The organism is Nocardioides panacihumi, from assembly GCF_039530925.1.
GTDB lineage: Bacteria > Actinomycetota > Actinomycetes > Propionibacteriales > Nocardioidaceae > Nocardioides > Nocardioides panacihumi.
Map to the genome: position 1 here is coordinate 1,242,972 of NZ_BAAAPB010000001.1, position 18,244 is coordinate 1,261,215.

General features: G+C 71.5%; 19 protein-coding genes. 18 read left to right on the forward strand and 1 reads right to left on the reverse strand.

Going from position 1 to position 18,244, the window contains the following annotated elements; all coding sequences use genetic code 11:
* Positions 1-6 precede the first annotated feature (6 nt).
* The 4 genes from ABD205_RS05900 (at position 7) to ABD205_RS05915 (ending at position 5,166) form a co-directional block, all read left to right on the forward strand.
* Complete coding sequence (locus ABD205_RS05900) at positions 7-1,056, forward strand: phosphatase PAP2 family protein (RefSeq protein WP_344043363.1); 1,050 nt, start codon at positions 7-9, stop codon at positions 1,054-1,056.
* A gap of 108 nt (positions 1,057-1,164) precedes the next feature.
* Positions 1,165-2,484, forward strand: coding sequence for a C40 family peptidase (locus ABD205_RS05905; RefSeq protein ID WP_344043365.1), 1,320 nt, complete (start codon positions 1,165-1,167; stop codon positions 2,482-2,484).
* Between the two features lie 79 nt (positions 2,485-2,563).
* On the forward strand, positions 2,564-4,579 hold the full coding sequence (locus ABD205_RS05910; RefSeq protein WP_344043367.1) for an acyl-CoA dehydrogenase family protein: 2,016 nt from the start codon (positions 2,564-2,566) through the stop codon (positions 4,577-4,579).
* A gap of 29 nt (positions 4,580-4,608) precedes the next feature.
* Positions 4,609-5,166, forward strand: coding sequence for a hypothetical protein (locus tag ABD205_RS05915; protein WP_344043369.1), 558 nt, complete (start codon positions 4,609-4,611; stop codon positions 5,164-5,166).
* 3 nt (positions 5,167-5,169) lie between these two features.
* Here ABD205_RS05915 and ABD205_RS05920 read toward each other — a convergent pair whose 3' ends face one another.
* Complete coding sequence (locus ABD205_RS05920) at positions 5,170-5,655, reverse strand: inorganic diphosphatase (protein ID WP_425572787.1); 486 nt, start codon at positions 5,653-5,655, stop codon at positions 5,170-5,172.
* Positions 5,656-5,771: 116 nt separating this feature from the next.
* On the opposite strand from ABD205_RS05920, the gene dacB reads away from it, so the two are divergent.
* The 14 genes from dacB (at position 5,772) to panD (ending at position 18,222) form a co-directional block, all read left to right on the forward strand.
* Entirely contained in the window at positions 5,772-7,181 is a 1,410-nt protein-coding gene (gene dacB / locus ABD205_RS05925) for a D-alanyl-D-alanine carboxypeptidase/D-alanyl-D-alanine endopeptidase (RefSeq protein ID WP_344043373.1), read from the forward strand.
* 122 nt (positions 7,182-7,303) lie between these two features.
* The gene (locus tag ABD205_RS05930) at positions 7,304-8,329 is read left to right on the forward strand and encodes a zinc-dependent metalloprotease (protein ID WP_344043375.1); all 1,026 of its coding nucleotides are present in this window, start codon (positions 7,304-7,306) and stop codon (positions 8,327-8,329) included.
* Positions 8,326-9,300 carry a tRNA lysidine(34) synthetase TilS gene (gene tilS, locus ABD205_RS05935; protein WP_344043377.1) on the forward strand — a complete coding sequence of 325 codons (975 nt, stop codon included), beginning with the start codon at positions 8,326-8,328 and terminating at the stop codon, positions 9,298-9,300. Before ABD205_RS05930 ends, tilS begins: the two co-directional genes overlap by 4 nt.
* A 131-nt stretch (positions 9,301-9,431) precedes the next feature.
* Positions 9,432-9,983: a hypoxanthine phosphoribosyltransferase gene (gene hpt / locus ABD205_RS05940; protein WP_344043379.1), complete on the forward strand. Its 552-nt coding sequence runs from the start codon at positions 9,432-9,434 to the stop codon at positions 9,981-9,983.
* A gap of 113 nt (positions 9,984-10,096) precedes the next feature.
* The gene (gene ftsH, locus ABD205_RS05945) at positions 10,097-12,157 is read left to right on the forward strand and encodes an ATP-dependent zinc metalloprotease FtsH (RefSeq protein ID WP_344043381.1); all 2,061 of its coding nucleotides are present in this window, start codon (positions 10,097-10,099) and stop codon (positions 12,155-12,157) included.
* Positions 12,158-12,239: 82 nt separating this feature from the next.
* Positions 12,240-12,830 (forward strand): GTP cyclohydrolase I FolE, encoded by a 591-nt coding sequence (gene folE / locus ABD205_RS05950; protein WP_425572788.1) that lies wholly within the window; start codon positions 12,240-12,242, stop codon positions 12,828-12,830.
* 31 nt (positions 12,831-12,861) lie between these two features.
* Entirely contained in the window at positions 12,862-13,689 is an 828-nt protein-coding gene (gene folP, locus ABD205_RS05955) for a dihydropteroate synthase (RefSeq protein ID WP_344043385.1), read from the forward strand.
* Positions 13,686-14,075, forward strand: a complete 390-nt coding sequence (folB, locus tag ABD205_RS05960) for a dihydroneopterin aldolase (protein WP_344043387.1) — start codon at positions 13,686-13,688, stop codon at positions 14,073-14,075. Before folP ends, folB begins: the two co-directional genes overlap by 4 nt.
* Positions 14,068-14,637: a 2-amino-4-hydroxy-6-hydroxymethyldihydropteridine diphosphokinase gene (gene folK / locus ABD205_RS05965; protein ID WP_344043389.1), complete on the forward strand. Its 570-nt coding sequence runs from the start codon at positions 14,068-14,070 to the stop codon at positions 14,635-14,637. Before folB ends, folK begins: the two co-directional genes overlap by 8 nt.
* Before the next feature lie 3 nt (positions 14,638-14,640).
* Positions 14,641-15,147, forward strand: a complete 507-nt coding sequence (locus tag ABD205_RS05970; protein ID WP_344043391.1) for a DUF3180 domain-containing protein — start codon at positions 14,641-14,643, stop codon at positions 15,145-15,147.
* Positions 15,148-15,157: 10 nt separating this feature from the next.
* Positions 15,158-15,754: a hypothetical protein gene (locus ABD205_RS05975; RefSeq protein ID WP_344043393.1), complete on the forward strand. Its 597-nt coding sequence runs from the start codon at positions 15,158-15,160 to the stop codon at positions 15,752-15,754.
* A 271-nt stretch (positions 15,755-16,025) separates the two neighbouring features.
* Positions 16,026-16,934, forward strand: a complete 909-nt coding sequence (locus ABD205_RS05980; RefSeq protein ID WP_344043395.1) for a Rossmann-like and DUF2520 domain-containing protein — start codon at positions 16,026-16,028, stop codon at positions 16,932-16,934.
* Positions 16,931-17,794: a pantoate--beta-alanine ligase gene (gene panC / locus ABD205_RS05985; protein WP_344043397.1), complete on the forward strand. Its 864-nt coding sequence runs from the start codon at positions 16,931-16,933 to the stop codon at positions 17,792-17,794. Before ABD205_RS05980 ends, panC begins: the two co-directional genes overlap by 4 nt.
* Before the next feature lie 11 nt (positions 17,795-17,805).
* Complete coding sequence (panD, locus tag ABD205_RS05990; protein WP_344043399.1) at positions 17,806-18,222, forward strand: aspartate 1-decarboxylase; 417 nt, start codon at positions 17,806-17,808, stop codon at positions 18,220-18,222.
* The last annotated feature ends 22 nt before the right edge of the window (positions 18,223-18,244 follow it).

Consider the following 18,244-nt stretch of genomic DNA (forward strand, 5'->3'; position numbering starts at 1 on the left):
CCCGGCATGTATCGCCGCGCCCAGATCACCCTCGTGGCCAATGCGCTGCTGATCGGGATCGCCGCGATCGTCGTCTCGATCGCGACCGGGAAGCCGCTCATCGACCCTGATGGCAGCTTCCTCGGTCCGACCTGGATGCGCCTGCCCATCCTGTTGCTCGCGGCGCTCGCCCTCGACCTGGTGCCCAGGACCCTGTGGGAGTCGCGGTTCAAGCCGACCCTGTGGCGCGCGATCGCGCTCAAGCGGCTGCGCACGCACTGGAACCACGAACGGCTGACCCTCGTCGGGCTGGGCGTGATCTGCTTCTACATCGTCTACGTCAGCTACCGGAACCTGAAGTCGGCGCTGCCCGCCCTGATCCAGGCGCAGTACGACCACGAGCTCCACCTGATCGACAAGGCGCTCTTCTTCGGCAACGAGCCCGGTGCGGTGCTCCAGGGGATGCTCGGGACCCACGTCGCGGCGTGGTTCCTCTCCTACATCTACCTGTGGTTCCTGCCGCTGGTGCCGATCGCGGTCACCTGCTGGCTGGTGTGGTCGAGGAACCTCAGCTACGGCTACTGGTTCGTCTGTGCCCAGGCGCTCGCCTGGACGCTCGGCACGGTCTCCTACTACGCGCTCCCCACGGTCGGTCCCGGGATCCAGTACGTCCAGGTCTACGCGCCGCTCGCGCACACGCCGACGACCGATCTGATGAACTCCCTCGTGAACGCGAGACACAACGCGCTCTGGGACGCCCAGGCCAACGCCGCCCAGACGGTCGCGGGCTTCGCATCGCTGCACGTCGCCATCACGCTGCTGACGGCGCTGATGGTGCAGTACACCGTCAGCATCAGGTGGCTCAAGATCGTCTTCTGGATCAACTGCGCGTGCACCTGCGTGGCCACGCTCTACTTCGGCTGGCACTACGTCTCCGACGACGTGGCGGGCGTGATGATCGCGCTCACGTCCTTCTACCTCGGCGGCATCGCGAGCAAGCAGCGGTTCCGCCGGAAGGGCTTCGCGCAGCGTGAGGCCCTGCAGGCGGCCCGCGACGCGAAAATTACAACTGTGTAGTTCGTCAAGGCGACACGCCGAGGAACTTCGGAAAATCTGAGATTGCTGTTCCTTATGTGACTTCTGAGCATTAGCGTGAGGCAAGTGCTCCGAGTGTCGCCTGTGCTAGTGCCCCTGTCGTCCGCCCTGTGCGCGACCGTCCTCGGGGTCACGTGCACCGTCGTCGCCGCCTCGGCGGACCCCACCCCGAGCTCCACGCCGGTGCCGAGCCGGCAGGACGTCCGCGACGCCCGGCGGGCCGTCGCGGCGGGCGCCGACGACGTCCCCGCGGTGCAGGCCGCGCTGCGGGACGCCAACGAGCGCCTGCAACGCAGCGCCATCGCTGCCGAACGCGCCGAGGAGGCCTACAACGGCGCCCGCTACCGGGCCCAGCAGGCCGCGCGGGCCGCGCGGCGGGCCGCACAGAGGGCAGGGGTCGCAGGTGAGGACCTGGACCGGCAGCGGACGGCGTACGCCGCGACGCTGCTGGCCGACTCCCAGCAGGCCCCGCAGCTGACGGCCCTCGCGGCTCTCGCCTCGGCCGACGGCATCGAGGCCCTCATGCAGCGCGTCTCGACGATCGGCAACGCCCAGACCGCCCTCGACCTGCAGTACCAGCGCTTCCTCGCCGCCTCCGCGCTCGCGAAGGCCGCCGAGGAGCAGGCGCGTTCGACCGACCAGGCCGCGCAGCGGACGAAGGACGAGGCCGGCGCCGCCCGCGAGACCGCGCGCCGCAGTGCGGACGCCGCCGCGACCGAGGCCGCCGTGATCGCCGCCCGGAAGGCGGCGCTGGTCCGCAAGCTGGCCCGGCTGCAGGACATCAGCGTGGCGACCGCCGCCGCACGCCAGCACGCACTCGAGCAGGCCGCGGCGGAGCAGGCCGCGTCGGCGGCGTCGGCGGCAGCCGCGGCGGCGGAGCCCGCGGCGGCGACCCCGCCCGCGACCCCGCCGACGACCCCGTCCTCCTCCGCACCCGATCCGACTCCTGCGGCCGACCCGCAGCCCGCGCCGGCGCCCGATCCGCCGACGCAGACCTCCGATCCGGCTCCGACGCCCGACCCGGACCCGGACCCGCCGGCACCGTCGAGCGGCGCGCAGGCGGCCATCGCATTCGCCCGCGCCCAGCTCGGGGAGCCCTACGTCTGGGGTGCCGCCGGACCGGACAGCTGGGACTGCTCCGGCCTGACCATGAAGGCCTGGGCGGCCGGCGGGAGGTCGCTGCCCCACTACTCGGTCGCGCAGTACGAGCAGTCGACGCCCATCAGGGCCAGCCAGCTGCGCCCCGGTGACCTGGTCTTCTGGGGCGACTCGAGCAGTCCGAGCTCGATCTACCACGTCGCCCTCTACATCGGCGACGGCCGGATCCTGCACGCGCCGCGCACCGGTGAGCCCGTCCAGGAGGCGTCGATGTACTACTGGACGCCGCCCAACTTCTACGCCCGGCCCTGATCCACCTGGTCCACTTGGTTCGCCCAGTCCACCGGCCTCACCGGGTTCGTCCGGGCGCTCCGCTGGCTACCGTGGCGCCATGGAGGCCCAGCTCAGCGACCACGCGACCGACGCGACCCTGACCGAACCTTCTCCGGCGAGCACCCACGGTGACCTGGCCACCGGCATGCGCGACCTGCTCGACGGCTCCCATGCGGACGTCCGGCGACGAGTCGTCGACGGTCTCGTGCCGCACGCGTCGGTGCTGGAGGACGCGGACACGATGCCCCCGGCCGAGTTCCGCGAGCGCGTGCGCGAGCTGCTCGTCGAGCTCTCAGGGAGCGGGCTGACCGGCCTCGGCTTCCCGGTGGAGTACGGCGGCGCGGGGGACATCGGCGCGAGCATCGCCGCCTTCGAGGCGCTCGCTCACGGCGACCTGTCGGTGCTGGTCAAGGCCGGCGTGCAGTTCGGGCTCTTCGGCGGCGCGATCCTCCAGCTCGGCACCGAGCGTCACCACGACGCCTATCTCGCCGACGTCGTCGCGGCGCGGACGCTCGGCTGCTTCGCGATGACCGAGCACGCGCACGGCTCGAACGTCGCAGCACTCCAGACGGTCGCCAGCTACGACCCCGAGGCGCAGGAGTTCGTCATCACGACGACTCGCGAGGACGCCTACAAGGACTACATCGGCAACGCCGCGTGCCACGCCGAGCTGGCCGTCGTGTTCGCCCAGCTCGAGGTCGCCGGAGAGAGCCACGGCGTGCACGCCTTCGTCGTCAGGATCCGTGAGGACGGCGAGCCCGTGCCCGGCGTACGAGTGGGCGACGACGGGCCGAAGATGGGCCTCAACGGCGTCGACAACGGCCGGCTGTGGTTCGACGGCGTGCGGGTGCCGCGCGAGGCGCTGCTGAACCGGTTCGCCGACGTCTCGCCCGAGGGTGTCTACAGCAGTCCGATCGAGAACCAGAGCCGTCGGTTCTTCACCATGCTGGGCACCCTCGTGCAGGGCAGGGTCAGCGTGGGCGGTGCCGCGATCACGGCGTCGAAGGTCGCGCTCGCGATCGCGGTGTCGTACGCCGGCCGGCGACGGCAGTTCGAGGCCACGGACCCGGCCGCCGAGGACCTGCTGCTCGACTACGGCCTGCACCAGCGGCGTCTGCTGCCCCTGCTCGCGCGCACCTACGCGCTGCACTTCGCGCAGGAGGTGCTCCGCGACGACCTGCACGCGGTCTTCTCGGGCGCGCTGTCCGACCGGCCGGGAGACGACGACATCGCCCGTCGCACGCTCGAGTCGCGCGCGGCCGGCACCAAGGCGCTGGCGACCTGGCACGCGACCAGGACCATCCAGGAGTGCCGCGAGGCGTGCGGCGGCGCGGGCTACCTCTCCGCGAACCGCCTCGCCGCACTCAAGGCCGACACGGACGTGTTCACGACCTTCGAGGGTGACAACCACGTCCTGCTGCAGCTGGTGGCGAAGGGCCTGCTCACCGACTATGCCGGGGCGTTCGAGGACATGAACCAGCTGGGCATGGTCCGCTTCGTGACCGGTCTGGCCGTGGAGACGGTGCTCGAGCGCACGGCTGTGCACAAGCTGCTCGAACGGGTCCGCGACCTGCTCCCCGGCGGCGCCTCCGATGGCGAACCGGACCTCCGCGACCCCGACTACCACCTGGCGATGCTGTCGTTCCGCGAGGAGCACATCCTCGGCGGCGTCGCCCGGCGGCTGAAGGCCGGCGTCGACAAGGGCGGCAACCCGGGGGCCGTCTTCTCCTCGGTCCAGGACCACGTGATCGCGGCCGCCCGAGCCCACGTCGAGCGGCTGGTGCTCGAGGCGTTCGCCGCCAAGGTCGCCGCGACGCCCGAGGGGCAGGTGCGCGATGCGCTCATCCTGCTGCGCGACCTGCACGCCCTCGGGGTCATCGAGGCGGACCGGGCCTGGTTCATGGAGCACGGCCGCCTGTCCTCCGCACGCTCCAAGGCGATCACCGCCCAGGTCAACGCGCTGTGCCGCGAGGTCCGTCCGCTCGCCCAGCAGCTCGTCGACGCCTTCGGCATCCCCCGGGAGCTGCTGCGCGCCGACGACCTCATCGGCGAGTCGGCGCAACCTCGCACCTGAGAAGGGCCGAGTCGGCGCATCCTGACACCATGACCGAGCTCCGCGACCGTCACCCCGACCTTCCCGAGGTCGGCCGGGCGGTCCTGCTCCCCGGTCGCGCCTACTCGCCCGCGAAGCCGTTGCTGGCCGCGGTCAGCGACGTCCTCCTCCGACGCGGCTGGGCGGTCCGCGAGGTGTGGTGGCAGGTCCCCGACGGCCTCTCGCCACGCCGGACCGTCACCTGGGTCGCCGACCAGGCGCGTACGGCGACAGCCGGCTGGGCAGATCGACCGCTGATCGTCGGCAAGTCGCTCGGCACGCTCGCCGCGCCGTACGCCGCGAAGGGCCGCCTCGACGCGGTCTGGCTCACGCCGCTCCTGCTCGACCGGCGCGTCGTCCGCGCGATCCGGGCCAACGAAGCCCGTCAGCTGGTGATCGCCGGGACCGGCGACACTCTGGCGTGGGACCCCGACGCGGCCGGTCGGCTCGAGGCCGACCTACTGGCGCTGCCCGGGGCCGACCACGCACTGGCCGTCAAGGGCGACAAGGAGCGCACCGCGGCGTACCTGTCCCAGGTGCGCGCCGCGGTCGACGACTGGCTCGGCTGAAGGTCAGTGACCCTCGGTCTTGAACCGGCGGAAGGAGTCCTCGATCTCGGCGATCGCGGCGTCACGGGCGACCCAGTCGGCGCCCTCGACGGACTTGCCGGGCTCGAGGTCCTTGTAGACCTCGAAGAAGTGCTGGATCTCCATCAGGTCGTGCGAGTCGACGTCGCCGATGTCCTGGATGTGCTCGTTGCGCGGGTCGATCGGGACGCACAGGACCTTGTCGTCGCCGCCCTTCTCGTCCGTCATCCGGAACATGCCGATGGCGCGGCACTTGATGAGGCAGCCCGGGAAGGTCGGGAACGGCAGCATGACGAGAGCGTCGAGCGGGTCGCCGTCCTGGCCGAGGGTGTTCTCGATGTAGCCGTAGTCGGCCGGGTAGACGGTCGAGGTGAACAGCGTGCGGTCCAGGCGGATCCGGCCCGACTCGTGGTCGACCTCGTACTTGTTGCGCTCCCCCTTGGGGATCTCCACCAGTACGTCGAACTCCAGCGTCACGACTCGCCTCCGCTTTCCCGGCGGCCGAGGTTCGACCGCACCCTTCCGTGATTCGCCCATCAGTCTCCACGACAATGTCCGGGTGCGCGATTCGAGGACGGGACTGACAGGTGCGACGTGACACACGTCACCGGCGACGAGCGGTCCGCTGGATCGCCCCGCTGCTGACCCTCGCACTCGTCGTGGCGGCTGCCGCGACGGCGTACGACCTCGGCTGGGTGGAGAACTGGCTCGACCGGACGCCCGCGGCCGCGCCCACCCCCACGCCGGATCCGTGGGAGTCGCCGGTGCCGAGCCCGCAGGCCGTCGACGCCGCCGAGGCATCGAGGACGCCCGACCCGGCGAAGGTGCGTGCCGCGCTCGCCGGGCCGCTCGGCGACACGGACCTCGGGAAGCACGTCGTCACCGAGATCGCCCCGCTGTACGGCGGCGCTCCGGTGCTCACGAGTGGATCGGGTGCCGCCGTGCCGGCCTCGACCACCAAGCTCCTGACGTCGGCCGCGGCCCTCGACGTGCTCGGTCCGGAGACGACCTTCGCGACGAAGGTGGTCCAGCCGGCACCGGGCAGGATCGTCCTCGTCGGCGGGGGCGACCCGCTGCTGGGGTCGAAGCCGGGCAAGGGCGCCTACCCCCCTCGCGCCGACCTGCGCACCCTCGCGGTCGGCACGGCGGCGGCGCTCCGCAAGGCCGGGGCGACGCACGTCCGGCTCGGATTCGACGACTCGCTCTTCGCTGCACCGACCACGAGTCCGCACTGGCCCGCCAACTACGTGCCCGACGACGTCGTCTCGCACATCACGGCGCTGTGGGCCGACCAGGGCAACGACGCGTCAGGCCGTCGTGTCGACGACCCCTCGCAGGCAGCGGCCGCCCTCTTCGCCGACGACCTGCGGGCGCAGGGGATCGCCGTGCGCGGAAGGCTCGTGCGCACCCACGCGGCGGGCACGGCCGTCGCGCAGGTCGAGAGCGCCCCGCTGCGCGAGATCGTGACGCACACGCTGGAGACCAGCGACAACGACGCGGCGGAGGTGCTCGCCCACCACGTCGGCGCCAAGGTGGGTGGGTCCGGATCGTTCGACGGCGGCGTGGCCGGCATGGTCGCGACCCTCGGCAAGCTGGGCGTCCCCACCGCAGGCCTCGTCCTGTACGACGGCAGCGGACTGTCCCGCGAGGACCGGATCACGCCCGCCACGCTCACGGGTGTGCTTCGCGTCGCGGCTCAGAAGCCGCAGCTCGCAGCCGTGCTCGGCGGACTGCCGGTCGCCGGGTTCACGGGCAGCCTCATCGAGCGCTTCGACGACCCGGCCTCGGCGCCGGGCCTCGGCCTGGTCCGCGCGAAGACGGGCACGCTGACCGGCGTCAGCTCGCTGGCCGGGACCGCGACCGACCTCGACGGCAACGTGATGACGTTCGTGATCATGGCCGACAAGATCGCTCCGGCCAGCACCCTCGGGGCCCGCCGGGCGCTCGACGACGCCGCCGCCGCACTCGCCTCCTGCCACTGCTCCTCCTCGGGGTAGCGACAACCGCGCCCGACGTCGACCGGCGGCCCCGTCGGGCGTGGAACTCCTCCTGGGAGGACGCGCAGATCGGTCATATCTACCCGCAGATGACAGACACCGGTCGGATAGCGTCACGTCACATGGGTGACGTGATCGACTGGGACCTCGCCGTACGTGTCGGCTCTCGGCTGGCCGGCGACGGCCCCGTGGTCAGCTCGACCGAAGCACAGGACGTCGTCGCGGAGCTGCGCGAGGACGCGGCTCGGTCGACCGGGCTGGTCCGGGACTACACCGGCCTGCTCGCGCCCGACAACACCGCACCGGTCCTCGTCGTCGACCGGGCCGGCTGGGTGCAGGCGAACGCCGACGGGTTCGCCGTCGCGCTCGCGCCGCTCGTCGACCGCGTCACGAGCAAGCGCACGCCCGGTCCGGTCGCCACCGCGATCGGCTCCCGCGTCACCGGCCTCGAGGTCGGCGGCCTGCTCGGCTTCCTCGGGGGGAAGGTCCTCGGCCAGTTCGACCCGTTCCACGAGCCGCACGGCCGGCTCCTGCTGGTCGCGCCGAACGTCGTCCACGTGGAGCGGGAGCTCGGAGCCGTGCCCGGCGACTTCCGGCTCTGGGTCTGCCTGCACGAGGAGACGCACCGGGTGCAGTTCACGGCCAACCCGTGGCTGCGCGACCACCTGTTCGCCCAGATCGCCGCGCTCGCCGAGACGATGGACGTGGCGTCGATCCTCGACGACGGCCTCAAGCGGGTCACGGACGCGATCAAGGGCACGGGCCAGACCGGCAGCCTCGTCGACCTGGTCAGCTCGCCCGAGCAGAAGGAGATCCTCGACCGGGTCACGGGCGTGATGTCCCTGCTCGAGGGACACGCCGACGTGGTGATGGACGGCGTCGGACCCGAGGTGATCCCCAGCGTCGACGCGATCCGGCGCAAGTTCGACAAGCGGCGCAAGGGGGTCGGCGCGCTCGACCGGATGCTGCGCAGGCTGCTCGGGCTCGACGCGAAGATGGCGCAGTACCGCGACGGCGCCATGTTCGTGCGCCGCGTCGTCGACACGGCCGGCATGGAGCGGTTCAACGCCGTCTTCGCCGGGCCGGAGAACCTGCCCAGCCGCACCGAGATCCACGATGCCGACGCCTGGATGAAGCGGGTGCTGTGACGCTCCACCCGTCGGTCGCAGCCGTACGTCGCGGCGTACGTCGGGTGCTCGCTCCACTCGCCCCCGGCGACGCCGTGCTGGTCGCCTGCTCCGGCGGGCCGGACTCCCTCGCCCTGCTGGCCGCGGCGGTCTTCGAGGCCCGGCGACCCGCGCTGCGCGTCATCGGGGTGACCGTCGACCACGGGCTGCAGGAGGGCTCGCGCGAGCAGGCCCTCCGCACGGTCGGCCAGATGGCGGAGCTCGGGGCGGACGAGACGTTCACCGTGACCGTCACCATCGAGGACTCCGGCGGGCTCGGTCCGGAGGCGGCCGCCCGCCGCGCCAGGTACGCCGCCCTCGACCAGGTCGCCGACCAGGTCGGCTCCGCCGTGATCCTGCTCGGGCACACCCGCGACGACCAGGCCGAGACCGTGCTGCTCGGGCTCGCCCGCGGCAGCGGCGGCCGCTCCCTGGCCGGCATGCGACGGTCCTTCGACCGCTACCGCAGGCCGCTGCTCGACGTCGCCCGCGACGACACCGTGACGGCCTGCCAGGTCGAGGGCGTCGACTACTGGGACGACCCGCACAACCACGACCCCGGCTATGCCCGCGTCCGCGTCCGCACACGGGTGCTCCCCGTGCTCGAGGAGGAGCTCGGACCGGGTGTCGGGACGGCACTCGCTCGCACCGCCGACCAGCTCCGATCCGACATGGAGCTGCTCGACGACCTGGCCGAGCAGCGTCTGGCGGCCATCGGCCTCCCGCTGCGGGCCGAGGTGCTCGCCGCCGAGCCCGACGCGCTGCGCCGCCGCATCCTCCGCCTCGCCGCGCTGGCCGCGGGGTCGCCCGCGGCGGAGCTCTTCCACGAGCACGTGCTCGCCCTCGACGCGCTGGTCACGGACTGGCACGGGCAGCGCTGGGTCGACCTCCCCGGCCACCTGCGCGGCGTACGCCGGGGCGGGGTCGTGTCGATCGAGCGTCCCCAGGGGTAACCGTCCTTTCGTCACGGTAACCGTCCTTTCGACACGCCTCCTGACCCTTGCAACCGTCAGGAGGCGTACTGAACAGACGGTTACCCCGCCGGTGACCCGCCGCTCACCAACCCCGGTTAGGGTGAACACCCATGGACGCTGAGCACGTCGGGGACGACATCGTCGAGATCCTCTTCACCGAGGAGCAGATCCAGGCGCGCATCGCCGAGATGGCGGCGCAGATCGAGGCCGACTACGAGGGCAAGGACCTCCTCATCGTCGGCGTGCTGCGCGGGGCCATCATGGTGATCGCCGACCTCGCCCGGTCGCTCGGGCGGCACGTCGAGATCGACTGGATGGCGGTGTCGTCGTACGGCTCCGGCACCAAGTCCTCCGGCGTCGTCCGCATCCTCAAGGACCTCGACACCGACATCGCCGGCCGCCACGTCCTGATCGTCGACGAGATCATCGACACCGGCCTCACGCTGAGCTGGTTGCTGGCCAACCTGACCAGCCGCGGCCCGGCCAGCGTCGAGATCGCCACGCTCCTGCGCAAGCCCGAGGCGGTGCAGATGCCCATCGACGTCAAGTACGTCGGCTGGGACATCCCCAACGAGTTCGTGGTCGGCTACGGCCTCGACTACCGCGAGCGTTACCGCAACCTGCGCGACATCGGCACACTTGCCCCCCACGTGTACTCCTGAGACGACGTGGGACGACGGTCACCCAATAGCGTGGGACAATCGGGGGCACCGGATCGTTGTCCACTGAGGGGTAACCTCCCCGGTTCCGTGTTCGTAGAGTTCGAGAGAAGCCTGTGAAGCGCATCTTCAAGGGTCCCTGGGTGTGGATCATCATCGCCGTTGTCGGCGTGCTCCTTGCCCTGCAGTACCTCGCCCCCCACACCGGCGGCGACGAGATCCCCACGTCCCAGATGGTGAAGTACATCAACGGCGGCGACGTGCAGTCGATCACGTTCGTGGACGGTGACCAGCAGATCAAGGCGACCCTCGACAAGGGGGTGCGCACCGGGGGTGACCAGGTCACCACGCACTGGGTCGACGGCGGCCAGCAGGCCCTGCTCAACGACGTCCAGCAGCAGGTCGACAAGGGCACGATCGAGAAGTTCAACTCCGAGGTGGCCAAGCCCAGCCTGCTCGGCTCGATCATCAGCTTCATCCTGCCGTTCGTGCTGATCGTGGTCCTGTTCCTGTTCCTGATGAACTCGGTCCAGGGCGGCGGCGGTCGCGGCGTCATGCAGTTCGCCAAGTCGAAGGCGAAGCTGATCTCGAAGGACATGCCGAAGACGACGTTCTCCGACGTCGCAGGTGCCGACGAGGCGGTCGAGGAGCTCCAGGAGATCAAGGAGTTCCTCCAGGAGCCGGCCAAGTTCCAGGCGGTCGGTGCCAAGATCCCGAAGGGCGTGCTGCTCTACGGCCAGCCCGGCACCGGCAAGACGCTGCTCGCGCGTGCCGTCGCGGGCGAGGCCGGGGTCCCGTTCTACTCGATCTCCGGCTCCGACTTCGTCGAGATGTTCGTCGGCGTCGGCGCCTCCCGGGTCCGCGACCTGTTCGAGCAGGCCAAGGAGAACGCCCCCGCGATCGTCTTCATCGACGAGATCGACGCCGTCGGCCGTCACCGCGGCGCCGGCATGGGCGGCGGTCACGACGAGCGCGAGCAGACCCTCAACCAGCTGCTCGTCGAGATGGACGGCTTCGACGTCCGCGGCGGCGTCATCCTCATCGCCGCGACCAACCGTCCCGACGTGCTCGACCCGGCGCTGCTGCGCCCGGGCCGCTTCGACCGCCAGATCCAGGTCGACGCGCCCGACCTCGCCGGACGCGAGCACATCCTCAAGGTGCACGCGCGCGGCAAGCCCCTGGCGATCGACGTCGACCTGCTGTCCGTCGCCCGACGTACGCCGGGCTTCACCGGTGCCGACCTGGCCAACGTGCTCAACGAGGCGGCCCTGCTCACGGCGCGCGCCAACCAGAAGATGATCACCAACGAGAACCTCGACGAGGCGATCGACCGCGTGATCGCGGGCCCGCAGCGGCGCACCCGTCTGATGAGCGACAAGGAGAAGCTCATCACGGCCTACCACGAGGGCGGCCACGCCCTGGTGGCCGCGGCGATGCCGCACAACGACCCCGTGCAGAAGGTGACGATCCTGCCGCGTGGCCGGGCGCTGGGCTACACGATGGTGATGCCCGACGAGGACAAGTACTCCCAGACCCGCTCCGAGATGCTCGACAAGCTCGCGCACATGCTCGGCGGCCGGGCCGCCGAGGAGATGGTCTTCCACGACCCGACGACCGGCGCCGGCAACGACATCGAGAAGGCCACCAGCGTGGCCCGGGCGATGGTGACGCAGTACGGCATGACGGAGCGCCTCGGCGCCATCAAGCTCGGCGACTCCGGCTCCGAGCCGTTCCTCGGTCGCGACCTGGGTCACCAGCGCAACTACTCCGAGGAGATCGCCGGCATCGTCGACGAGGAGACCAAGAAGCTCCTCGCGACGGCGCACCAGGAGGCCTACGACATCCTCGTCGAGAACCGCGACGTGCTCGACACGCTCGTGCTGGCGCTCCTGGACAAGGAGACGCTGGGCAAGGACGAGATCGCCGAGATCTTCAAGCCGCTGCGCCGGCGTCCCCAACGGCCGGCCTGGACCGGCTCGCCGACCCGGGTGCCCTCGGACATCCCGGCCGTCGAGGTCCCGCAGTGGATCCGTGACCGGGCCGCCGCCATGCACCTCGCCGCGCAGGCCGCCAACGGCTCGGCCGCGGGCGGCCCCGTCAACGGCCCGGTCAACGGTCCGATCAACGGCTCTCCCGCCGCTCCGGCTCCCACGCCCACGGACCCCGGCCACGCATGAGCACCGCACTCGGGTCCTCCCTCATCCGCTTCGCTCCCCAGCGGACGACCGATCGGGGACCCCGTTGATCGAGCCGGTGACCCTGCGGGACTCGAAGCCCGCCGGCCCGTTCGACCAGGCGCGCGCCGAGGCCGCCGTACGCGAGCTGCTGATCGCGATCGGCGAGGACCCTGAGCGCGAGGGCCTCGTCGAGACGCCGGCCCGGGTCGCCAGGGCGTACGCCGAGCTCACCGCGGGCCTGAGGATGGAGGCCGAGGACGTCCTGACCACGACCTTCGACCTCGGTCACGACGAGATGATCCTCGTCCGTGACATCGAGCTGTGGTCGATGTGCGAGCACCACCTGGTGCCGTTCACCGGCGTCGCGCACGTGGGCTACATCCCGGCGCAGTCGGGGAAGATCACGGGGCTGTCGAAGCTGGCCCGGCTCGTCGACGTGTACGCCAAGCGTCCGCAGGTCCAGGAGCGGTTGACGACGCAGATCGCCGACGCGCTCGTGGAGATCCTCGAGGCTCGCGGCGTCATCGTCGTGATCGAGGCCGAGCACCTGTGCATGACGATGCGGGGCATCAAGAAGGCCGGCGCACGCACGATCACCTCCGCCGTCCGAGGCTCGATGCGCTCGGACGCCAGCACGCGCGCCGAGGCGATGGCGCTCATCCACCGCCGCTGATCCCGGGTCGGGGCTTCGGTAGCCTCCACCCATGCCCCCGCGCCCCGAGGGACGACCCCTCGTCATGGGGATCGTCAACGTCACGCCCGACTCGTTCTCCGACGGTGGGCGGTTCCTGGCGACGGACGATGCGGTGGCGCACGGGCGCGAGCTGCTCGCCGACGGGGCCGACATCCTCGACATCGGCGGCGAGTCGACCCGGCCAGGGGCGACCAGGCCGCTGATCGAGGAGGAGCTGGCCCGCGTCGTACCGGTCATCTCCGAGCTCGCCGCGGCTGGAGCGGTCGTCTCCGTCGACACCATGCGCGCCGAGGTCGCGCAGGCGGCGGTCGCGGCAGGTGCGTCGATCGTCAACGACGTCTCGGGCGGCCTCGCGGACCCCCGCATCCTCTCGGTCACCGCCGACGCCGGCGCCACCTACCTGTGCATGCACTGGCGCGGGCACTCCGACGTCATGCAGACCCTCACGTCGTACGACGGCCCGGGCGGCGTCGTCGCCGCGGTGCGCGCCGAGCTCGAGCAGCGGGTGGATGCGGCACGGGCGGCCGGTGTCGAGAAGCTCGTCCTCGACCCGGGCCTCGGCTTCGCGAAGACCGCCGACCAGAACTGGGAGCTGCTCCGCGGTCTGGACGCCTTCGACGAGCTCGGCCTGCCCGTCCTCGTCGGCGCGAGCCGCAAGGCGTTCCTCGGGCGTCTGCTCCCCGGAGCGGGCGGCGAGCCGCGACCCGTCGCCGAGCGCGAGCACGCCCACGTCGCACTCGTCGCCCTGCTCGCGGCGCGCGGCGTCTGGGGCCTCAGGGTGCACGACGTGAGGGCCACTCGTGACGCGCTCGCCGTCGTCGGCAGAATGGCCACGTGACACAGTCAGCGACCGACGAGCTCGCCATCACCGGCATCGAGTGCTTCGCCCACCACGGGGTCTTCGACTTCGAGAGGCGCGAGGGACAGGTGTTCCTCATCGACCTCGTCCTGGGGCTGGACACCGCTCCCGCAGCGGCCTCCGACGACTTGCATGACACGGTCGACTACGGAAGTCTCGTGGCGACGGCCAAGGCCGCCGTCGAGCGCGACCCGGTCGACCTGATCGAGACGCTTGCCCAGAGGATCGCGGACGTCTGCCTCTTGGACAGCCGTGTTGAATGGGTGCGCGTCACGGTGCACAAGCCGGACGCGCCTATCGACGCGACGTACTCGGACGTCGCGCTGACGATCACTCGAGCCAACGGAGGCCCCGCCCGTGACTGAGACGCCGAATCCGAACATCATCGACGCCGACACGCTCACGGGTGAGATGCGGCCGATCCGACGAGTCGTCCTCTCGCTGGGCTCGAACCTCGGTGAGCGGATCTCGGCCCTCCAAGGAGCCCTCGACGCGCTCGCCGACACCCCCGACGTGTGGGTCACCGGCGTCTCTCCCATCTACGAGACGGAGCCGTTGGACGTCCCGGGCGACGCGGGCCTCTTCCTGAACGCCGTCGTGCTCGCCGACACGACCCTGTCCGCGCAGCGCCTGCTCGAGCGCGTGCTGGCCATCGAGGACGCCTTCGACCGGCAGCGCTCCGACGTGAGGAACTCCCCGCGCACCTTGGACATCGACCTCATCGTGGTCGGTGACAAGGTCAGCGACACCGACGAGCTGCGGTTGCCGCACCCGCGTGCCGCCGAGCGTGCCTTCGTCCTCAAGCCCTGGCACGACTTGGAGCCCGACGCGGAGATCCCCGGCATGGGCCCCGTGGCCGACCTGCTGGAGAAGTCGGGCGAGACGGGCGTGTCACGCCGCGACGACCTCGCCCTCGACCTCACCTAGCCGGTGAGCCGGGACCAGCTTCCGGACCCGCCGGAGACACCCCGGCCGCCGGACCCGGGGCACCTGCAGCCGACCTCGCCCGGCTCGATCACCGTCTGGGCGGTCGTGGGTCTCGTCTTCGGATGGGTGCTCCACCCGCTCGCCGAGCAGATCCACGGCACCGCGCCCGTCGTGACCTGGGTCCAGCCGCTGACGCTGCTCCTCGTCGCGGCGATCCTCGGCTGGACCGCCTGGGCGACGTACCGGACGGTGCACGTCCGCCGCGAGCGGCTCCTCGCGAACCAGGCCGTCAACCGGCTCGTCCTCGCCCGCGCGTGCGCGCTCGCGGGAGCGGTGGTGGCCGGGGGATATCTCGGGTACGCCGTCAGCTGGCTCGGCATCGACTCCGATCTCGCCCAGCAGCGACTGGTGCGGTCGCTCATCGCAGCCGCGGCCGGCGTGATGATCTGCACGGGAGCGCTGCTGCTGGAACGGGCGTGTCGCGTCCGTTCCGATGACGAGGACGCTTAGCCTGGAGCCTATGGCTTCCCCATCAGCAACATCCGTCACACGACGGCGGCAGCGCAACACGCGTGTGACCGTCGCCGTGGTCCTGGTTGCGCTCTCCGCGCTGGCCGTCGCCGGCGCGGTCCCCAGCGGCTCCTGGCTGATCGCCAGCGTCGCCGCCGTGGTGGCAGTGGTGCTCGGCGCCACCGCCACGAAGATCACCCACTCCGAGCTGATGGCCACGCGCGTCGAAGCCGCCCGTGACCGCGCCCAGCAGGCGCAGGCCTACCGCGCCATCACGGAGGCCCGTGTCGCCGAGCAGGCGAAGCACGACGCCTTCCTCACCGACGAGATCGCCCGCCGCCAGGAGACGATCGCCGACCTCGAGGCCGCGCTGACGGCCGCTCACCAGCGTGCCGCCGACGCGGTCCGCGCCCGGGCCGAGGAGGCCCGTCGGGCCGACCGGTCCGAGCGGGACGGCCAGGCCCTCGCCGTACGTCTCGAGGAGGCGGAGCAGCGCGCCGCCGAGGCGATCGTCCATGTCCACGAGCTCGAGACCGAGCTCGACGCCGTACGCTCCGAGCTCTCCGCCGCTCAGGCGACCACCGGCTGGAAGGCACAGTCCGCCTGACGCCGAGTCGGCGTTACTGCGCCTCCGTACGACGCCGAGTCGGCGCTTGTGCACCCGCAACGGGGTGCACCAGCGCCGACTCGGCGTTTGTGGGGTGTGAGGATGCACCGACTCGCGATGTCGGACACGTCACACCCCGGCGCATTCCCTCGGCGGAAGGTGCGCGCGTACCGTCGTCGTTGCACTGTTCAGAAAGCGTCCGGTACCCAACCCGGCTCCACCTGGGAACAGGGGGAGTGGTCGGAGGGACTGGAACGAAAGGCTGAAAGCAATGAGCACGTTCAACCCCGCGCTCCGGGTGGGTGTCGTCGGCGCTGGTCGCGTCGGCGCCGTCCTGGCGGCCTCGCTGCGCCGCGCAGGCCACGAGATCGTGGCGGCCGCCGGTGAGTCCGATGCCTCCCGCGGCCGCATCGCCGCCCTCCTGCCCGGCGTCCCGGGCGGCAAGCCGACCGCCGTCGCCCGCGCCGCCGACGTGCTCCTGCTCACCGTGCCCGACGACATGCTGGCCAACGTGGTCGTCTCGCTCGTCGGCGCGGGCGCGATCAGCGAGGGGCAGTACGTCGTCCACACCTCCGGCCGCCACGGCCTCGGCGTGCTCGAGCCTGCCCGTGCTGTGGGTGCTCGGACCGTCGCGCTGCACCCTGCGATGACCTTCACCGGCACCGAGGTCGACATCGACCGCCTGCACGGCTGCGTCTTCGGCCTCACCGCCGAGCCGGCCGAGCGATCGTTCGCCGAGTCACTCGTCTCCGACCTCGGGGGCACCGCGATGTGGGTGCCCGAGGAGATGCGCACGCTCTACCACGCCGGCCTGGCGCACGGCTCCAACCACCTCGTCACCCTGGTCACCGAGGCCATGGAGATCCTCTCCGCCGCCGGCGCGAGCGACCCGGCCGGCACGCTGCGTCCGCTGCTCACCGCCGCGCTCGACAACGCGTTGTCGCAGGGCGATGCGGCGCTCACCGGCCCGATCGTGCGCGGCGACGCCGGCACCGTCGCGGCCCACCTCGAGGACATCGCCGCGAACGCGCCGCAGACCCTGGCGTCGTACGTCGCCATGGCGCGCGCGACGCTCGAGCGAGCCGTGACCGACGGCCGGCTGCTGCGGATCCGCGCCTACAAGATCGCCGGCCTGCTCGATGCGGCTGAGCAGCGCGCGCACGTGTCGGCCGCCCGATGAGGCCTGTCCTGGCGAGCACCCGCGCGGAGCTCGCTGCGGTCCTCGGCGCTCACCGCGGAGTCGGCCGGCGGGTCGGCCTCGTGCCGACCATGGGGGCCCTCCACGAGGGTCATGCCAGCCTGATGCGGGTTGCGCGCGAGCGGGTGGGCGACGGCCCCGTCGTCGCGAGCGTCTTCGTCAACCCGCTGCAGTTCGGGGCCGGCGAGGACCTCGATCGCTATCCGCGCACGCTGGAGGACGACCTCAAGGTCTGCGAGCGGGAGGGCGTCGACGTCGTCTTCGCTCCGAGTGTGGACGAGATGTATCCCGGCGGCGCCGGCCCCGACATGACCACTGTGGAGCCCGGGGCTCTCGCCGACATCCTCGAGGGCGAGAGCCGGCCGGGTCACTTCCGGGGTGTGCTCACCGTCGTCGCGAAGCTCTTCGGCCTGGTCCGGCCGGACGTCGCGGTCTTCGGGCAGAAGGACTACCAGCAGCTCGCGCTGATCACCCGGATGGCCGCCGACCTGTGCCTGGGCATCGAGGTCGTCGGCGCCGAGACGCAGCGCGAGCCCGACGGCCTCGCCCTGTCGAGCCGCAACCGCTACCTCTCCGCCGGCGAGCGACTGGCGGCCGCCGGCCTGAGCCGTGCGCTGCGAGCCGCGCAGGACCGGGCGTCGTACGGCCTGCCGCCCGCGCGCTGGGCGGCGATGAACGTGCTCGCGGACGAGCCGGGGATCGACATCGACTACCTCGCGCTGCGCGCCGCCGACCTGACTGAGCTCGCCGACTATCCCGAGCCTGGCACCGAGGGCCGCATCCTCATCGCCGCCCGGGTCGGCTCGACCCGGCTCATCGACAACATGCCACTGCAGTTCTGAGGGGGACATCGATGCTGCGCACCATGATGAAGTCCAAGATCCACCGCGCCACCGTGACGCAGGCCGACCTGCACTACGTCGGCAGCGTGACCGTCGACGAGGACCTGCTCGAGGCCTCGGACATCCTGCCGGGCGAGCTCGTCCACATCGTCGACGTCACCAACGGCGCGCGGCTGGAGACCTACACGATCGCGGGCGAGCGCGGCTCCGGCGTGATCGGCATCAACGGCGCCGCGGCGCACCTGGTGCATCCGGGTGACATCGTCATCCTGATCGCGTACGCGCAGCTGACGACCGAGGAGGCCAAGGAGCTGCAGCCGCACGTGGTCTTCGTCGACGCGGACAACCGCGTCGTGACGCGGGGCAGCGACCCGGCCGACGTACCCGCCGGGCACGGCCTCGAGCGCGGGGACCTGGTCACCGCCTGACTCCGAGATGCCGAGTCGGCGC